At 36.6% G+C, this 16350-nt stretch carries 17 protein-coding genes; 5 read left to right on the top strand and 12 right to left on the bottom strand.

Going from position 1 to position 16350, the window contains the following annotated elements; translation table 11 throughout:
- Positions 1–11: 11 nt before the first annotated feature.
- The 7 genes from K7I92_RS03825 to K7I92_RS03795 are packed head-to-tail and all read right to left on the bottom strand — an operon-like array spanning position 12 to position 5353.
- Entirely contained in the window at positions 12–560 is a 549-nt protein-coding gene (locus tag K7I92_RS03825; protein WP_220282130.1) for an FHA domain-containing protein, read from the bottom strand.
- A 34-nt stretch (positions 561–594) separates the two neighbouring features.
- A complete protein-coding gene (gene rsmI / locus K7I92_RS03820; RefSeq protein WP_220282129.1) occupies positions 595–1449 on the bottom strand; it encodes a 16S rRNA (cytidine(1402)-2'-O)-methyltransferase in 855 nt (284 codons plus the stop codon).
- The gene (ricT, locus tag K7I92_RS03815) at positions 1446–2492 is read right to left on the bottom strand and encodes a regulatory iron-sulfur-containing complex subunit RicT (protein WP_220282128.1); all 1047 of its coding nucleotides are present in this window, start codon (positions 2490–2492) and stop codon (positions 1446–1448) included. The genes rsmI and ricT overlap by 4 nt, the downstream gene beginning before the upstream one ends.
- On the bottom strand, positions 2489–3448 hold the full coding sequence (locus K7I92_RS03810) for a DNA polymerase III subunit delta' (protein WP_220282127.1): 960 nt from the start codon (positions 3446–3448) through the stop codon (positions 2489–2491). Before K7I92_RS03810 ends, ricT begins: the two co-directional genes overlap by 4 nt.
- Positions 3438–4070, bottom strand: coding sequence for a dTMP kinase (gene tmk / locus K7I92_RS03805; protein ID WP_220282126.1), 633 nt, complete (start codon positions 4068–4070; stop codon positions 3438–3440). The genes K7I92_RS03810 and tmk overlap by 11 nt, the downstream gene beginning before the upstream one ends.
- Positions 4071–4114: 44 nt before the next feature.
- Entirely contained in the window at positions 4115–4846 is a 732-nt protein-coding gene (locus K7I92_RS03800) for a M15 family metallopeptidase (protein ID WP_220282125.1), read from the bottom strand.
- 9 nt (positions 4847–4855) lie between these two features.
- Positions 4856–5353, bottom strand: coding sequence for a QueT transporter family protein (locus K7I92_RS03795; RefSeq protein ID WP_220282123.1), 498 nt, complete (start codon positions 5351–5353; stop codon positions 4856–4858).
- A 157-nt stretch (positions 5354–5510) separates the two neighbouring features.
- Between K7I92_RS03795 and K7I92_RS03790 the strand changes: the two genes are divergently transcribed.
- The 4 genes from K7I92_RS03790 to phnE (K7I92_RS03775) all read left to right on the top strand — a co-directional run bounded on the left by K7I92_RS03790 (position 5511) and on the right by phnE (K7I92_RS03775) (position 9052).
- Positions 5511–6584: a phosphate/phosphite/phosphonate ABC transporter substrate-binding protein gene (locus K7I92_RS03790; protein ID WP_220282122.1), complete on the top strand. Its 1074-nt coding sequence runs from the start codon at positions 5511–5513 to the stop codon at positions 6582–6584.
- A 65-nt stretch (positions 6585–6649) separates the two neighbouring features.
- On the top strand, positions 6650–7402 hold the full coding sequence (phnC, locus tag K7I92_RS03785; protein ID WP_220282121.1) for a phosphonate ABC transporter ATP-binding protein: 753 nt from the start codon (positions 6650–6652) through the stop codon (positions 7400–7402).
- On the top strand, positions 7399–8226 hold the full coding sequence (phnE, locus tag K7I92_RS03780) for a phosphonate ABC transporter, permease protein PhnE (RefSeq protein ID WP_220282120.1): 828 nt from the start codon (positions 7399–7401) through the stop codon (positions 8224–8226). The genes phnC and phnE (K7I92_RS03780) overlap by 4 nt, the downstream gene beginning before the upstream one ends.
- A gap of 10 nt (positions 8227–8236) precedes the next feature.
- Positions 8237–9052: a phosphonate ABC transporter, permease protein PhnE gene (gene phnE, locus K7I92_RS03775; protein WP_203245021.1), complete on the top strand. Its 816-nt coding sequence runs from the start codon at positions 8237–8239 to the stop codon at positions 9050–9052.
- Positions 9053–9189: 137 nt separating this feature from the next.
- Here the strand turns inward: phnE (K7I92_RS03775) and K7I92_RS03770 are convergent, their stop codons facing one another.
- A complete protein-coding gene (locus K7I92_RS03770; protein WP_220282119.1) occupies positions 9190–9951 on the bottom strand; it encodes a tyrosine-protein phosphatase in 762 nt (253 codons plus the stop codon).
- A 56-nt stretch (positions 9952–10007) separates the two neighbouring features.
- Here K7I92_RS03770 and K7I92_RS03765 point away from each other — a divergent pair, with 56 nt between their 5' ends.
- On the top strand, positions 10008–11525 hold the full coding sequence (locus K7I92_RS03765) for a bifunctional UDP-sugar hydrolase/5'-nucleotidase (protein ID WP_220282118.1): 1518 nt from the start codon (positions 10008–10010) through the stop codon (positions 11523–11525).
- A gap of 125 nt (positions 11526–11650) precedes the next feature.
- On the opposite strand, the gene K7I92_RS03760 is transcribed toward K7I92_RS03765, so the two are convergent.
- From K7I92_RS03760 to mfd, 4 genes are read right to left on the bottom strand one after another with little or no spacing between them, the layout of a single operon-like run.
- Positions 11651–12340 (bottom strand): hypothetical protein, encoded by a 690-nt coding sequence (locus tag K7I92_RS03760; protein ID WP_220282117.1) that lies wholly within the window; start codon positions 12338–12340, stop codon positions 11651–11653.
- Between the two features lie 2 nt (positions 12341–12342).
- Entirely contained in the window at positions 12343–12636 is a 294-nt protein-coding gene (locus K7I92_RS03755; RefSeq protein WP_203245025.1) for a septum formation initiator family protein, read from the bottom strand.
- A 33-nt stretch (positions 12637–12669) separates the two neighbouring features.
- Complete coding sequence (locus K7I92_RS03750) at positions 12670–12936, bottom strand: RNA-binding S4 domain-containing protein (protein ID WP_203245026.1); 267 nt, start codon at positions 12934–12936, stop codon at positions 12670–12672.
- Positions 12926–16348: a transcription-repair coupling factor gene (gene mfd / locus K7I92_RS03745; RefSeq protein ID WP_220282116.1), complete on the bottom strand. Its 3423-nt coding sequence runs from the start codon at positions 16346–16348 to the stop codon at positions 12926–12928. The genes K7I92_RS03750 and mfd overlap by 11 nt, the downstream gene beginning before the upstream one ends.
- Positions 16349–16350: the final 2 nt, after the last annotated feature.

Here is a 16350-nt window from a genome sequence, read left to right as displayed (position 1 = left end):
TAGGGCTATTCCTAAGCACGAATGTCTTTTTCCAGTTTTAAGGTCACATGACCAAGCATAATCTCATCACCAAGATTTAATTTTACTTTCACATTCGGTATCATCTTCTCACCATTTAAGAAAGTCCCATTATGCTCCGCTAAATCTTCTAAGAAAAAAGAACCATCTTCCTTTAAAATTTGGCAATGCTTACGCGATACAGCCGGATCATTCAGCACCAACTCTGAGGAAGGATCACGACCAATCACACAAGGAAATTCCATTAAGGCTTTCTGAGTGGATTGATTAGCCGCCAACACTAAAAACAATAAACCTTTTTTTGTTGATGAGGTTTGAACAGTTGGTACAACCTTAGTGACTTCATCATCCATTACATCCAGTTCAATTGGTTGAAGCTGAGGTTTTTTAGCTGATGAAGTCGGTTTAACCGCTTCTCCTTCTTCCTCAACATAATACTCATTCTTTTTAAAGACTAAGTAAATGACCGCAATGCTAAGCACTAAAATAATGCCCGCTAAAATGAAAATCATATACTTTAATACCGTTGGATTCTTTAACATACTCTATCCTCTTTTTATTCATTTTAGGAAAAGTCTAGTCTTTTGGCAATGTTTCCAAGTAGAGATTGTAGACTTTATTTTTTGATAAACCCATTTTTTCAGCAATTTGTTTGCTGGCATCCTTGGTTCTTAAACCCTGATTCACCAACCTTTGAATCTCTAAAGCCACTTGGCTCATATTCACATCATTGCTTTCCTTCTTGCCCTCAACCACTAAAACCATTTCTCCCTTTAATTCTTGACAAACCCCTAGAATTTCAGAAAAAGTACCCCGCAGGTATTCCTCATGTAACTTCGTTAATTCTCTCGCTAGAGTACAAGAACGATCACCTAGTATTTCCAAGCAATCCTTTAAACACTTTTTAAGACGATGTGGCGCCTCATAAAAGACCATGGTCATTGGATAGTCTTTCAATTCTTTCAATCGCTTCTTTCTTTGACTTGTTTGATTGCCTAAAAACCCAACAAATAAGAATGGTTGAACCACCAAGCCACTGGCTACCAAGGCATTTAAAATAGCTGAACTGCCGGAAATAGATACCACATTATAGCCGGCTTGACTAACAAGACGAACGACCTTTTGACCGGGATCAGAAAGCAAAGGATAACCGGCATCACTGATTAACGCTACATTCTTTCCTTCTTCTAATAAAGATAAAATTCCCTTAGAAGAACTTTCTTCATTGAAATTTTGATAAGCGATAAGACGTTTATGAATACCCAATGTTTTTAATAATTGACCACTATTTCTAGTGTCTTCACAAGCAATCACATCCACCTTTTTCAACGTTTCCACTTGACGAGGAGATACTTCCGCCATATTTCCAATGGGTGTTGGTACTAGATATAAAGTAGACTTTTGGTTTTGAAAAGATTTCTGGCGAATCATTCCGCCACCTTTTTCTTACCAAAGCTGCGGGTCGTTACTTTCTTTTGTGGCACTTCTTTTTGTGGTTTCATTTTTGGTAAACCGCTATCCTTCTTTTTCTTTGGTTTTGAAACTTCTTTTTTCACTGTTTCTTTTTTAACCGTTTCTTTTGAGACAACGGGAGCTTTTGGTTCAAGGATTGGCTTTTCTTCTCCTCTTAATTCCGCAAAGCTGACATAAATTGTGCTTTCACGATTATCCAAACGCACTTCTTCGCGTAAGACATTGATGGAACTTAAACGATACTCTTGTCCTTCTATTTGAATATGCGAACCGATTTTTGGTAAGGATTGGCAAGCCATCTTATAGGCTTCATCCTCGTATTTCAAACAACACATCAATTTTCCACACATACCGGAAAGCTTTTCGATATTTAAAGCAAGATTTTGGTTCTTTGCCATATTGATGGAAATAACATCAAATTTATCTTTGAAACTTGAACAACAGGTTTCCCGACCACAAATCCCAATAGCACCAATCATTTTCGCTTTATCGCGATCGCCAATTTGTCTTAATTCAATTCGACAATGGAGTTTAGAGCCTAAGAAACGCAATAATTCACGAAAATCCACTCTTTGGTCTGCCGCATAAACGAACAGAACCTTTGTTTGATCGAGGTTGTACTGCACACTCAACAAATTCATTTCTAATTGGAATTGAGCGATTCCTTCTTTACAAACTTCCAGGGCTTCTTTTTCGAGTTCAATATTCCGGGCATTCATCGCCATGTCTTTTTCGCTAGCAATTCTTAAAATTTCCTTTTGTGGCATTCTAAGTTTATAGCGAGAGGTATCAATCGCATCGGTTTCCACTTCGGCCAGTTCTAAACCCTGGGCTGTTTCAATAACCACATGACTTCCTTTTTTAATAGTGCCGTCTTGGCAACCAAAGGAATACGGGCGTGAGCCATTACGAAAACGAACCGCTATGCTATAAGGGAAATGAATGTCTGAATCCCCTTGGCAAAGAGGACAGGTACAGCTATGTTTCTCTATGGTTGTCATTTTTCTAAAATCCTCCATTGATATATTGTTTGTTCAAAAAGTAAGGTCGGATCATTGTACTTATTCAAACAATCCAAGGCTTCCATCATTAAAGCATACACCTTTGCTTGAAGCTTATCGTCTTCTTTTTTTTGCATGTAGTCCATCAACCAAGCTGGACCAATTTCTTCTTTCAGTAAGGCTTGGCGCATGGTTTGAGCCACAAAATGAAAGTAGGCATTTAATAAAAATAAGTGGTTTTCTTTATCCTTCGGTTTAAAAGAAATATGGTAATCCACCAATAATTCTTGCGGATTTTCTAGGCTTTCTTTCAACATAGCAATCGCTTTTTTATACTCTTCTCTTTCTTGGTTTTGTTTCAAATCTTCTTCACTTTGACTAATTAAGGATAAGAAGTAAGCATCTTCTTTGGAATAACCCAATGTAAGAGCTTTTTCCGACAATGTTTCGCGATTAACGCTTTGAAAATGAATGGGAATACAACGAGAAACCAAAGTAGATAGAATAGACGATTCCTTTGGTGCACTTAGGATAATTACAACATTATCCGCTGGCTCTTCGAGGAATTTCAACAAGCTATTTTGTGCTGATAAACTAGCTGTTTCCATATGTTCTAAATAGCACACCCTTCTTCCCTTTGGATTTTCCACCGCTGTTTTAGAGAAGTAGCTTTGTAAATCATCCATTTCTTTTTTAGAGATGGCTTTTACTTCTCCATTTAAGTGCTGATAATCAGGATGTAAGCCTTGAGCCGCCCTTTCACAAGCCCTACAATTACCACAAGCCACATTCTCTTCTGTGCATAATAAACTTTGCGCAAAAAAGGTCGCTAAATCACGAATATCTTGATCAGCATCCCCGACAAATAAATAAGCATGAGAAAAGTCTTGGTTTTTTAGAGCTTTTTCAATTTGTTGGTAAGCTAATGTTTTGATTAGTGCCGGATTATTGAGCATCCAATAGTCCTTTCAATACAAGATAAGTATCTTCCACCACTTTTTCAATGTCTTGACCGGCATCTACTTTTATAAAGCGTTCCGGAAAACGAGTGAGTATTTCTTGGTATCCTTTAAATACACGGTCATGGAAAGAAGCTTCTTCTTGATCCAAACGATCTAAGTAGTTTCTTCCTTTTTGAATTCTTTCTAAGCCTGTTTCGGCATCAATATCTAAGTAAATTGTTTTATCCGGTAAACAGCCTTCAATCGCAAATTCATTAATCCTCCAAACCGCTTCCATTCCAATACGACGACCTATACCTTGGTAAGCCAAAGAACTATCCACAAAGCGTTCGGAAACAACCGCTATTCCTTTTTCCAAAGCAGGTAACACTTTGTCAACCAAGTGCTGACGACGACTAGCTGCGTATAATAAAGCCTCTGTACGAGCATCCATTTCTGTATTATCAGGGTCTAAAATCACCGAGCGTATTTGTTCAGCAATCTTGGAGCCACCCGGTTCTCTTGTTAGCTGGAGAAGATAACCTTCTTTTTGAAGTCTTTCACAAATGGCTTTACTCACCGTTGTTTTACCTGATCCATCGGGACCTTCTATCGTAATAAATAATGCGTTTTTCATGAAACCATTATAGCATCTGCTTGTACATAAAGAAAAAGAAGAAACTAATTTGGATAGCTTCCTCCTTCAACTTTAAAATATTCCTCTAAGGTAATATCTGTTCCGGCTTGTTGAACCTTTTTAGCTACCTCAATTCCTAAATAGCGAAAATGCCATGGTTCAAACATATACCCGGTAATTTCTTCTTTGCCTTTAATAAAGCGTAAAACAAAGCCGTATTCATGTGCATGTTTCTTTAGCCAAATTGCTTCTTTTTGACTTTCAAAGTTTTGAGTAAAATCATACCTTGTGTCAGCACCTAGAATATCCGCCGCCAAACCGGTTTGATGTTCGGAATGACCCGCTCTAGCACTAAAGGTATCACTAGCCGCCTTTCCTTTTCTTTGTACATAAGCATTGTAAAGCTGTTTCTGATAGGAATAGGAACGATAGCCTGATCCTAAACGAAGTTGAATGCCATCCTTTTCTGCAGCTTTAAAAAGTTTGACTAATTGATCCGAAGCTTCTTTACGCATCATCCATGGAGTCCCATTCGTTTTAACGGGAACGCGAACCAAATCCTTCGGCTCATAGTTCTCGGGTAATGGGTGTTTCTTATTCACAATAAAAGTCAAAGATGAAGCTGTCGTTGTATCCGCTTTTTCTATTTGTGTTTTTTCTACTTGGCTTTGTTCTACATTTGGCTTTATATCTTTATTTTTATTTAGAATATAAACAATTCCAAGCAATAGAACAACGAGTGACACAAGCGTTGTGATGAATAATTTTTTTGTCATAAATGTCCTTTACCGGATAAATCGTTTCATGGGATTCATCAATAGATAGCCTAAGACAACACTAATGGTTTCACCAATGGCTACACTGGTGCCTTGAATTAAGAAGCCAACCACAAGGTTATCCGGGTTAAACAAGTACGCTAACTCTGCACCAACAAAGATAAAATTCAAAATAATGGGGCATAAGATACTAAGAATAGGGATATTTTTAATTTTCTTATCACGGAAGTAATAGGTTCCATAAGCGGCTAAGAAAGTCGCTGATGTACCAATAATCGCATCAATAAAACCGGTTGGATTCGTACCCATGAACGCACCAATTAGATTGGTTAAGAAGCAACCTAACGTTACACCCCAAATAGATGGTGCATAAATCAATGGTAACATCGTTAAAGCTTCCGCCACACGAACTTGGATTGTCCCATATGTAAATGGTGCTAAAACCAGGGAAACAACGGTATACACCGCCGCAATCATCGCTATATGCGTTAATGTTTTTGTATTCATTTTTTCTCCTTATTTTGATTATCGTCAGGTAGCTGCTACTGACGCAATACTGCTCTATTATACACCTGATAAAAGAAACATCATTTGTGAATAAATAAATAATTTATTAAGGTGTTTTTTCTGTATAATGAAATTGTTCAATTTGGGAGGAAAAAATATGAACATCAAAAAGATCTCGGTATCGCTTCTTACAGCCGCTCTATTAGTTGGCTGTAGTTCCGGAAAAGCCGCTAACACAACTAAGAAGGATGCGAATGGACGTGCATTACCTGCTGACACAGGTACAAAAGACATTGCTAGTCTTAAATTCCAATTCGTTCCATCTCGTCCAACGGATGAAATCATCAAAGCAACTTCTAATTTAGGTGATTTATTCAAGGCAAAGATGAAAGAAAAGGGATATAACATCGGTAAAGTGGACATTTCCGTTTCTGATAGTTATGAAGCTGCCGGGGAAGCTTTATCCGCCGGTTCAGTTGATGTAGCTTGGTTACCCGGTGGAACTTATGCTCTTTATTCCCATGATTCAGATGTTGTCTTAACCGCTACTCGTCATGGTTTCAAAAACGATTCCACGACCCCTAAGGATTGGAATGGCGATGCGAATAAGACGCAAAACAGTACAAAGCCGGTGACTTATTACAAAGGTTTAATTTACGCCGGTCCTTCTACTTATGGTAAGAAGTTGGCGGCTAAAGTTAACGCCGGTGAAAAGTTAACATGGGAAGATTTAGATGGGGCTAAATGGGCTGTTCGTGATGTGACAAGCTCCGCCGGTTATATTTATCCAACTATGTGGTTACAAGATCAATTCAAGGGTAAGAGTATTAAAGACTTATCCAAGGTAACAACCTTAAACTACGCCGCCGAATTCCAACAAGCCGCCGCTGAACAAATTGATGTTATCGTATGTTACGCAGATGGTCGTCAAGACTATGAAAAGCAATGGCAAAAAGAATGGGGGCGCAAGGATTCCATCTGGAATGAATTGAATGTTATCGGAGTTACAAAAAATGTTTATAACGATACAGTAACCGTAACCATGAAAAAACCTGAAATCTACAACAAAGAATTTATAACCGCTTTCCAAGATTCGATTATGGAATTATCGAAGACGGAGGAAGGTAAGAAGATTTTCGGTATTTACAAGCACAGTGGATACGCAAAAGCCAACGATAAAGATTATGACGGCGCTCGTCAAGCTCTAAAAGCAGTTCAAAATCAAAAGTAAAAAGAATTCTGGATGGTGCTTTTCAGGCATCGTCTTTTTATCGTTTAAGTAAAAAGGAGAACAACATGATTGAATTTAAAAATGTTTCTAAAACATATCCCAATGGCACAAAAGGTCTGGAAAATGTTGACTTAAAAATTGAGCAAGGTGACTTTATCGCTATTATTGGTTTGTCCGGTGCCGGTAAATCCACTTTAATTCGTACGGTCAACCGAATGATTAACATTACAGAAGGTGAGTTAATCGTCGATGGAGAAGATGTTTCTAAACTAAAAGGAAAGGATCTTCGTAAATACCGCCGCAAAGTTGGTATGATTTTCCAATCCTTTAATTTAGTTTCACGCGCTACTGTTTTAAACAATGTTTTAGCGGCCAATGTTCCGGATATGCCTTGGTATAAAGTATTGTTCTCCTCTTACTCCAAAGCACAAAAGCTTCACGCTCTGGAAGCACTGGACAAAGTCAATATTCTTGATAAAGCTTACAGTCGTGTGGATGAACTATCGGGTGGTCAAATGCAACGCGTTGCTTTAGCTCGTACCTTAAATCAAAATCCATCGATTATTTTAGCCGATGAACCGGTTGCGTCCCTGGATCCAATCATGGCCGATGTGGTCATGTCAGATTTCAAACGCATCAATCAAGAAATGAATATTTCTATCCTATTGAATATTCACCATGTGGATTTAGCCCTTAAATATGCGACGCGCATTATTGGTATTCGTAAAGGTCATATTGTTTATGATGGTTTAGTGAAAGATCTAGACCAAGCAACTTTGGATTATATCTATAAAGGCAATGAAGAGGTTAAGGCATGAAAACATCCTTATTTGATCGTATATTCAAAGCCAAAACCATTCGCTTAGAAAATGGTCATACCGTTGATAAACCGGTTAATCGTATGCCCTTTATCTTAGTGACTTTAGTGGTTGTTGTGTATATCTCCGCCAAGATGACAAACTTTGATTTTTCTCTTTTGGTTTCGCGTATTGGTGAATTTACAGTTATTTTAAGTAAAATTTTCCAGCCAAACTTCAATTACTTTTCACATGTGATGACTCCCCTTGTCGAAACCATTCAAATGTCGGTGGCAGGTACGATTTTCGGCTGTTTGATTGGCTTACCTTTAGCCATTCTTTCTTCTAGTAATATCAATAAAAACCGTCCTGGTTTATTGGTTTTCCGTTTTATTCTTTCAGTATTACGTTCGGTTCCGGCTTTGATTTATGCTTCTATCTTTGCGTTGGTCTTTAGTTTAGGAACATTAGCCGGCACGGTGGCGATTATTGTCTTTACTGTTGGTATTGTAGCGAAAATGTTGTATGAAAGCATTGAAACAATTGATATGGGACCTTATGAAGCAATGATTTCTATGGGAGCAAGTACATTTAAATCTTTCTGGACAGCTTGTATGCCACAAATTTTACCAACCTACATTGACGATTGCTTGTATTGTTTTGAGTTAAATGTCCGTGCTTCTTCTATCCTAGGTTATGTTGGAGCCGGTGGTTTAGGTATCCTTATTCGTGAAAGAACGGGATTTAGAGCTTATAGCGACTTAGGTATGATTCTTCTATCCGTCTTCATTGTGGTTTGGTTGATTGATTTTGTGAATAATATGATTAGAAAGAAATTATCTTAAAGGAGGCTTTATGTATAACCAAATCGATCAAATGTTAAACAAAGAGCCGAAAACTTTCCTACGTAATTTTGCGGTTTTCCTAGTTATCTTTATTGCCTTGTTATGGGGATCTTCTTCCCTTAAATTTGCAGGCTTTACAGAAGCCGGAATGAATGTTGCGAAAGGTGTTACCAAAGGTCTTTTCTCCCCTAACTGGGATTTAATCTTAAACTTAACGGAAAATGGAATTCCTTATTTAATTCTTCAAACCATTGCGATTGCGGTCTTAGGAACCATTATTGGTGCTATTCTAGCTATTCCATTTAGTTTTTTAGCTTCCACAACCATCGTACCAAAACCAATTGCGTATATTTTTCGCGCTATTATCTTATTGATTCGTACCATCCCGGCTTTGATTTGGGCTTTGGTTTGGATTCGTGTGACCGGTCCTGGTCCTTTCTGTGGCGTTGTGACACAAGCGATATGTTCGATTGGGATGATTTCTAAGATGTATATCACCGCTATTGAAGACTTGGATACGGGTATCCTAGAGTCCTTAGATGCGATGGGATGTACTACCTTCCAAAAAGTAAGGATTGGTATTTTACCACAATTAAGTGCTTCCTTTATTTCAACCGCTATTTATCGTTTTGATATTAACTTAAAAGATGCGACTATCTTAGGTATTGTTGGAGCCGGTGGTATTGGTTCACCATTATCACAAGCTATTTCTAATAGTAAATGGAATGCGGTTGGAGCTTTCTTACTATCCTTAATTGTATTAGTTATTATTATTGAATATTGTTCAACAAAGATTCGTGCTCGTTTGGCACATGGTCGTCAATAGTTCATTTTAAGACTTCCTAGTGAAGTCTTTTTTGTGATAGAACAAAACTTAGTCTTTGTTCTATTTTTGTTGTATTAACAATTACTTTAAACCGCCAACCCTGTTATTAAACAGAAAAAAGGATAGTTAATCCTTTTTTATTTCTCTGTGTAGCACTCAATCAACGTTTTTCTAAGTTCGGCATCAATACCAAATTCTTGTTCATAATACTGATCAAAACCACCATATCGATTTAGGATAGACGAAATAATCGCTAACCCCATTTCTGATTTCACACCAAATGTTTCTAATAATGGTCCCTTTAACTCCGGATATTCTTGTAATAAAGAAGCTCTTTCCGAAAAAGCTTGATCAATGATGGATTTACGATACAAATTGGTTAGTAAATAATCTTCTATCATTTTTTCTTGTTCCACTTCAAATAGACCTAAGATAACGATTGCCATAACACCTGTACGATCTTTACCACTAGCACAATGGAATAAGAATGGCACATTATCCTCTTGAATTAGCTCCATCGCTTTCTTTAAATAAGGATTTCCAAAAGGCATATTTTCATAGTATTTCACCCGAAGTTCTTGCTGGTGAAGTCCCTCTTTTCCTTTTCGTAACATACCATCAAAACCGAAATTAATATCATCCATATATTTTGCTCGATAGCTGTCAAAATAAATAATTGGTACACCTAAATCCGGATCAGGTGACTTCATCCTTTCTTCTTTAGAGCGAAGATCAATGATTTTTTTTAAACCCATTGCTTTGACTATCTCTAAATCTTGTTCATTAAATTTATTTAAGCCCGATGAACGGTAGAAAAGACCTTCTTTAATTTTTCGTCCTGTTCTAGTTGGAATGTTTCCTAAATCCCTTAAATTTAATTCTTTTCTAACCGCATTCATAATTTAATCATACCACGGCTGTTGTATAATTAGTAAATTGAAAGGATTTTAGCTCTATGAAAAGAATTCGTATCTTAGCTACTTCAGACATCCATGGAACCATCTTACCAACTCAATACTCGAATGGTTTATCCCTAAACATCGGTTTAGCTCGTCTAAAGACTCTCGTTCACTCTTTGAAAGATGAACACACAATTTTAGTGGACAACGGCGACACAATTCAAGGTTCTCCTTTAACTCGTCATCATTATCATTTCCATGCTGATGATGTTAATCCAATGACCAAAGCCATGAAGGAAATGCATTATGATTTCATCGGTCTAGGCAATCATGATTTTAACTATGGTCAAAAGGCCTTACAAACTCATCTTGACCATGTAGGTAGTCCTTGTTTGTGTGCCAATGTGAAAAGAGATGGTGTCCCTCTTGGTTTAAGTTATGCCGTTAAAGAGGTAGAAGGTGTTAGACTAGCTTTTTTTAGTCTTGTGACTTCTTATACGCCAACTTGGGAAAGTGGAAAAAATATTGTCGGTTTAGAATTTGTGGATGCGTATGAAAGTGCGAAGAAAATCGTCGAGTATTTACAAAAATTTGAACAACCGGACTACATCATTTGCATGTACCATGGTGGTTTTGAAAGAGATTTGAACAATGGTTCTTTATTAGAAGAAGACCGCGGAGAAAACCAAGGCTATCGTATTTTAAAAGAGATTTCCGGTATTGATGTCCTGATTAGTGGTCATCAACATCGTTCTTTAGCAGGTAAGTTATTTCATACGATTTACACCCAAACCCTTGATAAAGGACAAGAATTAGCTTTGATTGATATTTATCCGGAAAATCATCATATTGAAAGTCATATTCTATTAAATGATATGTTGGCGGATGAAGCTATGATGAAATTAGTGGAAAAAGAAGAAAGGGAAACACAAAAGTGGTTGGATACTGTTGTTGGTCATTCAAAAGTGGATTTATCTATTCATGATACCTTCCAAGCTCGTTTAAAGAAAGTGCCTTTAGTTACTTTTATCAATCGTATTCAAATGGAAACAACAGGGGCACAATTGGCTAGTTCTGCTATTTATGATGGTGCTGTTGGTTTTAAAGAAACCATTACCATGCGAGATATTGTTTCTACGTATATTTATGATAATACCTTAGTTGTTAAAAAGATTACGGGGGCACAATTGAAAGCCTACTTAGAACAATGTGCTTCTTATTGGACTTTAAAAGGAAATGATATTGAGGTATCACAAAACTTTATTTATCCAAAGAAGATGAATTACAACTACGATATGATAGACGGTGTTGATTACAGCATTGATTTAAGCAAACCAGTTAATGAACGAATTACTCAGCTTGTTTTCCAGGGAAATAGTGTGCAAGATGAAGAGGAATTTACTATTGCTTTAAATAGCTATCGAGCTGCTGGCGGAGGTAATTTTGATATGTTAAAAGAAGCTGTCGTTATTCAAAACAATGGTATTGATTTTGCGGATTTAGTTGCCGGTTATCTTGAGAATCATCCTGAAATAGACTTTATTCCTGAAGATAATATTCATTTATTAAAATAATGACTTCCATACAAAAGGAAAACAGTAACTCTATGATATGTACCCATTTTTCAGACACATATCAATAAAGTTTACTGTTTTCTAATAATCCAATACCCCTTTAAAACCTAAAAAATTTTATCTCTTTATTTCCCGTGATAATTGAAACTGAAACTACCGCCGGTTGTGTAGACCGAAATCGTATATTTCCCCGCTTCTAAATCCGTTGTGACCGTCTTTTCAAACGTGCCACTTTCATTGAAGATTTCAATTTCTTTTCCATCCTCTTTTTTAGCTGTTGCTCTTACGCTGCCGGCACCACTATGCTTCGCCGTAAAAGAAATTCCTGAACCAACGCGCATTTCGTAAGTTTTATACAGTTTTTCATTGGGTAATGTAGTTTGTGTTTCTTCTGATTTTTTACTTTGTGTCATTGAAGTTTGAATATTGGAAGAAGTTAAAACATATTCCACATTCTTATCTTGAAATTGGAACTCAAAGCCATTGCGAACACCCTTTAAAGAATACGTACCCTTGGCGGTAATCATAGCGTCTTTCTTTGTAAAAGAGATGGATTGTTGGCTCACCAAGTCAACATCACCACCAAATTTCTTACGCAATTCTTGATTAATTAAAGTCGTTACTGCATTGCGGTCAAAATCAGTTACTTCATCTGGAGATAAAGATTTTGTCTTATCTTCCTCTTTCTTTTCCTCTTTTGGCTGTGGCGTTTCTTTGGTTTCTGCTTTCTTTTCTTCCACTTTTGGTTCTTCCTTTTTCGTACCACACGCCACTAAAAGAAGACTGGCCAAAAGAACTAAACTAATTTTTTTCATAGCTATTTCCCCTTTGGAATGTAGAAAATTTGTTCACCATCCTTTGATAACATATAGTTTGAACGAGCATAACTTTCTACATAATCCGGATCCTGTAATTTCTCTTTTTCAGAATTAAGTCGATTATTTTCATCCTTCACCTTTTGAAGCTTTTCCTTCGCATCCGCTAATTGTGATTGTAAAGTTAAATTCATATTCACTTGCCGAATAACCTGTATCAACATAAAGACAGTTGCCCCTAAAAGAAATAGCTTTGTTAGTGGTTTTAAACGTGTTTTCTTACTTTTCTTTGCCATAATTTCCTCATTTAGAATTTATCACGAAACACACTATTCATCAAGATTTAAGTGTTTCTCATAAACAACCTCATACATCTCAGCCGCATCCGCTTTTCTTGTTTTTTCTTGCATCGAAAGGACACGAACCGCAAGCACTCTTAATCCATATTGAATCTCTACCACATCCCCTACTTTCACTTCATGACTGGGCTTAACAATCTTATCATTGATTTTAATTCGTTCATGAAGTGCCAATTCTTTTGAAATGGTTCTTCTTTTTAATATCCTTGAAATCTTTAAAAATTTATCAACTCTCATGACGAATTGCCTCCTTTGCTAGATAAATAGCTTTCGTACAAACCTTTAAACTCTCATTATTTGGAACAATCACTGTAATGGCCCGATTTAAATACTTCAATTGAATATCCTTTGACAACTCTGAATACAACGAAAATAATTTCACTCCATCCACACTTTGTGAAAACAATGGACTAAACGTAATCTCTTTACCTTTAACAGTTTCAAGATAATGTTGAACATGAGCTTGTGATAAAGCCAAATCCAATTCTTTCTTATCAAAAATAGTTTCCACCTCTTTTGGTAAACGACCATATTGATCACGAATTTCCATCTTATACTCCACTAATTCCTCACTTGTTCGCAAGGCATCAATTCTTTGATATAAATCCAGCTTATCAAAATCATCCGCCGCAAAGCCTTTTGGAATATACGAAGAAACTTGAATGTTGTTTTTCACTTTCGCCTCTTTCTTTTCCACGACTTGATTGTTCTTCTTAGCTTCAATCGCCATTTCCAGCATTTCAATATACATATCAATGCCAACGGTATCAATAAATCCGGATTGCGAAGAACCTAGTAAATCTCCTGCTCCACGAATGGTTAAATCACGCATCGCCACTTTATAGCCGGAGCCTAATTTCGCAAACTCTTTGATAGCTTGTAATCGCTTTTGGGCAATTTCCGATAATTGTTTTCGCGTTGGAATCAATAAATACGCATAAGCCAAGCGATTCGAACGACCTACCCTTCCTTTCATTTGGTAAATTTGTGATAAACCAAAATTTTGAGCATCCTCAATAAAGATGGTATTTACATTTGGAATATCAATTCCATTTTCAATAATCGTTGTAGTTACTAAAACATCTATTTCTTTATTATGAAAGCGCCACATAATATCTTCAATTTCTTCACGTCCTAATTGACCATGAACAACGCCAATCCGCGCATCTGGTAACTCTTTCTGTAAAGTACGAGCTTTGTTGTAAATAAATTCAATATTGTTATATAAATAGAAAACCTGCCCCTTACGCGATAATTCCTTTTGAATCGCATCCACAATTAAAGCTTGGTTTTTTTCAACCACATAGGTTTGTACGGAATAACGATTTAACGGTGGTGTTTCTAGCTGAGATAAAGAACGAACGCCAATTAGAGACATTTGAAGTGTTCTTGGAATTGGTGTTGCACTTAGGGCTAAAACATCCACTCCATTTCTTAATTCCTTAATCTTTTCTTTGTGTTCGACTCCAAAGCGTTGTTCTTCATCAATAATGAGTAAACCTAAATCTTTAAAATGAATATCCTTTGACAACACACGATGTGTACCGATGAGAATATCCACCTTTCCCTTCGCTAAATCTTCTACTATTTCTTTTTGTTTATTCTTAGGTACAAAACGGTCTAAGATTTCAATCCGAACCGCAAAGTCTTTATAACGATTTTTAAAGGTCGAAAAATGTTGCTCAGCAAGGATGGTTGTTGGACATAAAACGACCACTTGTTTATAGTCAGTAACGGCTTTAAAGGAAGCTCGAATGGATACTTCCGTTTTACCAAAACCAACATCACCACAAATCAAGCGATCCATGGGCTTATTACTTTCCATATCCTTCTTGATTTCTACCATTGCTCTTTCTTGATCAATGGTTAAATCATATGGAAAAGCATCTTCAAATCTTTTTGTTTCTTCAGTATCCTTTGAAAACGCATAGCCGATGTGTTGTTCACGAGCAGAATACAAGTCTAATAAACGACCGGCTATTTCTTCCACATTTTTTTGTAGCTTGGCTTTGGTTTTTTCCCAATCTCCTGAACCAAGTTTGTTTAACTTAGGAACCACTCCCTCTCTTGATACAAACTTGCGAACTAGACGAAATTGTTCTAAAGGAACTAATAATTCCGAATTAGCTCTATAGATAATTCTTAGGAAATCTCGTTTGATATGCTTAATTTCCTTGGTTTCAATTCCCAGGTATTGACCGACGCCATAATGCGCATGCACCACATAATCTCCCGGTTCCAATTCTTGGTAAGCATGAATCACTTCCGCATTACGAAACTTATTTTCATAACGACCTTTACGATGATGCACTTCTAATAATTCACGTGCTGTATACACTGCTACATTTTTATCCGCTAAAAAGAAGCCTTGTGACCAATCTGCTTCATATAAATACAAAGAAGCCTGACCAAGTTCGTCTTTCCCCTTTAGAAATTGATAATCTGCCTTTTCTTGGTTTAGGATTTCACACACTCTTTGCATTTCTTTCTTATTTAAAACAAAGATAGTGGTCATTTGTCCTTGTGCAATTTGAATTCTTTTTTCTAAAGGTTCATTTGGTAAATAAACTTCTTCAATATGGGCAATATTATCGCCATAACTATCGCCATAATAACAACGTACTTTTGGTACACTTCTTTCCAAGTCATGCCACAAAGCAAAGCGAGGAAGCAGTTTATTTTCCTGTGCCATTTCTTGAATGTAAGAAATGGTGTCTTCCTTTAAACGCTTAATCGCATCTCGTACTAAGATTTCATCGGAAATAAACAATTCCGCTTGATTCATATAATCCCATAGACCAGCTACTTTTGAAACAAACGCATAATATGGATACATACTCTTATCAAATAAATAAGCATCCATCGCCTCTAAGGTATTTCTTAGTTCATCTTGTAAAAACACATTAGGATTATTGTTTAAATCTTGTTGAATGTTCTCTTTAATTTCTTGGATTTGATCTTTTGAAAAAAAGACAATTGAAGCTGGCACAATCTCTACTTCTTGAATAGTTCCAATGGTTTTTTGAGAATTTTCATCAAAGAAACGAATGGATTCTATTTCTGTATCAAAAAATTCTAAGCGAATAGGATGGTCATAATTAATGGAATACACATCCACGATGCCTCCCCGAATCGCAAAGCTTAACGGTTGGTCAATATGGGATTGTTGGTGATAACCGCTTGCCAGTAATTTTTCTTTTAAGCCATTCATGGAGTATTCTTCATTGACTTTTAAATGAATGGAAACTTCCTGGAATTGACTAGGTAGCGGTAAAAATCGCAGATAAGCCGATGGACAAGTAACAACAATCTGATTTGGATGTTTCTGTAAAGAAGATAAAGTATCGACTTGTTGCGCACTTAATTCAGGCGAGGACGCAATAGCTTCTACGCGAAGACTTTCATCGGTTCCAAATAAAGAGCATTCTTCATCAGATAAAAAAGAAGTTAGTCTTTCATAGAATTGTTGAGCTAGGTATAAATTGGATTTTAAGACTATTATTGGTCTTGGCTTTTGTTTATAAGAAAGCACGATTAAAAGAGCCTCTTGAATGACAGATGAAATCGCAATCGGAGATTTCTTTTTCTGAATTTGATCTAAGGCTTTATTTTCTTTTGTGACTTGAACTAACCAATTCGGTATCAACAAAA

The sequence above is a fragment of the Bulleidia sp. zg-1013 genome (genome assembly GCF_019798045.1).
Classification (GTDB): domain Bacteria; phylum Bacillota_I; class Bacilli_A; order Erysipelotrichales; family Erysipelotrichaceae; genus Bulleidia.
This window is presented reverse-complemented; position numbering and strand designations above follow the sequence as displayed.

Bases quoted from the DNA above. Each gene is read 5' to 3' on its own strand.
- K7I92_RS03825 (WP_220282130.1), bottom strand. From the start codon at position 560: ATGTTAAAGAATCCAACGGTATTAAAGTATATGATTTTCATTTTAGCG.
- rsmI (WP_220282129.1), bottom strand. From the start codon at position 1,449: ATGATTCGCCAGAAATCTTTTCAAAACCAAAAGTCTACTTTATATCTA.
- ricT (WP_220282128.1), bottom strand. From the start codon at position 2,492: ATGACAACCATAGAGAAACATAGCTGTACCTGTCCTCTTTGCCAAGGG.
- K7I92_RS03810 (WP_220282127.1), bottom strand. From the start codon at position 3,448: ATGCTCAATAATCCGGCACTAATCAAAACATTAGCTTACCAACAAATT.
- tmk (WP_220282126.1), bottom strand. From the start codon at position 4,070: ATGAAAAACGCATTATTTATTACGATAGAAGGTCCCGATGGATCAGGT.
- K7I92_RS03800 (WP_220282125.1), bottom strand. From the start codon at position 4,846: ATGACAAAAAAATTATTCATCACAACGCTTGTGTCACTCGTTGTTCTA.
- K7I92_RS03795 (WP_220282123.1), bottom strand. From the start codon at position 5,353: ATGAATACAAAAACATTAACGCATATAGCGATGATTGCGGCGGTGTAT.
- K7I92_RS03790 (WP_220282122.1), top strand. From the start codon at position 5,511: ATGAACATCAAAAAGATCTCGGTATCGCTTCTTACAGCCGCTCTATTA.
- phnC (WP_220282121.1), top strand. From the start codon at position 6,650: ATGATTGAATTTAAAAATGTTTCTAAAACATATCCCAATGGCACAAAA.
- phnE (WP_220282120.1), top strand. From the start codon at position 7,399: ATGAAAACATCCTTATTTGATCGTATATTCAAAGCCAAAACCATTCGC.
- phnE (WP_203245021.1), top strand. From the start codon at position 8,237: ATGTATAACCAAATCGATCAAATGTTAAACAAAGAGCCGAAAACTTTC.
- K7I92_RS03770 (WP_220282119.1), bottom strand. From the start codon at position 9,951: ATGAATGCGGTTAGAAAAGAATTAAATTTAAGGGATTTAGGAAACATT.
- K7I92_RS03765 (WP_220282118.1), top strand. From the start codon at position 10,008: ATGAAAAGAATTCGTATCTTAGCTACTTCAGACATCCATGGAACCATC.
- K7I92_RS03760 (WP_220282117.1), bottom strand. From the start codon at position 12,340: ATGAAAAAAATTAGTTTAGTTCTTTTGGCCAGTCTTCTTTTAGTGGCG.
- K7I92_RS03755 (WP_203245025.1), bottom strand. From the start codon at position 12,636: ATGGCAAAGAAAAGTAAGAAAACACGTTTAAAACCACTAACAAAGCTA.
- K7I92_RS03750 (WP_203245026.1), bottom strand. From the start codon at position 12,936: ATGAGAGTTGATAAATTTTTAAAGATTTCAAGGATATTAAAAAGAAGA.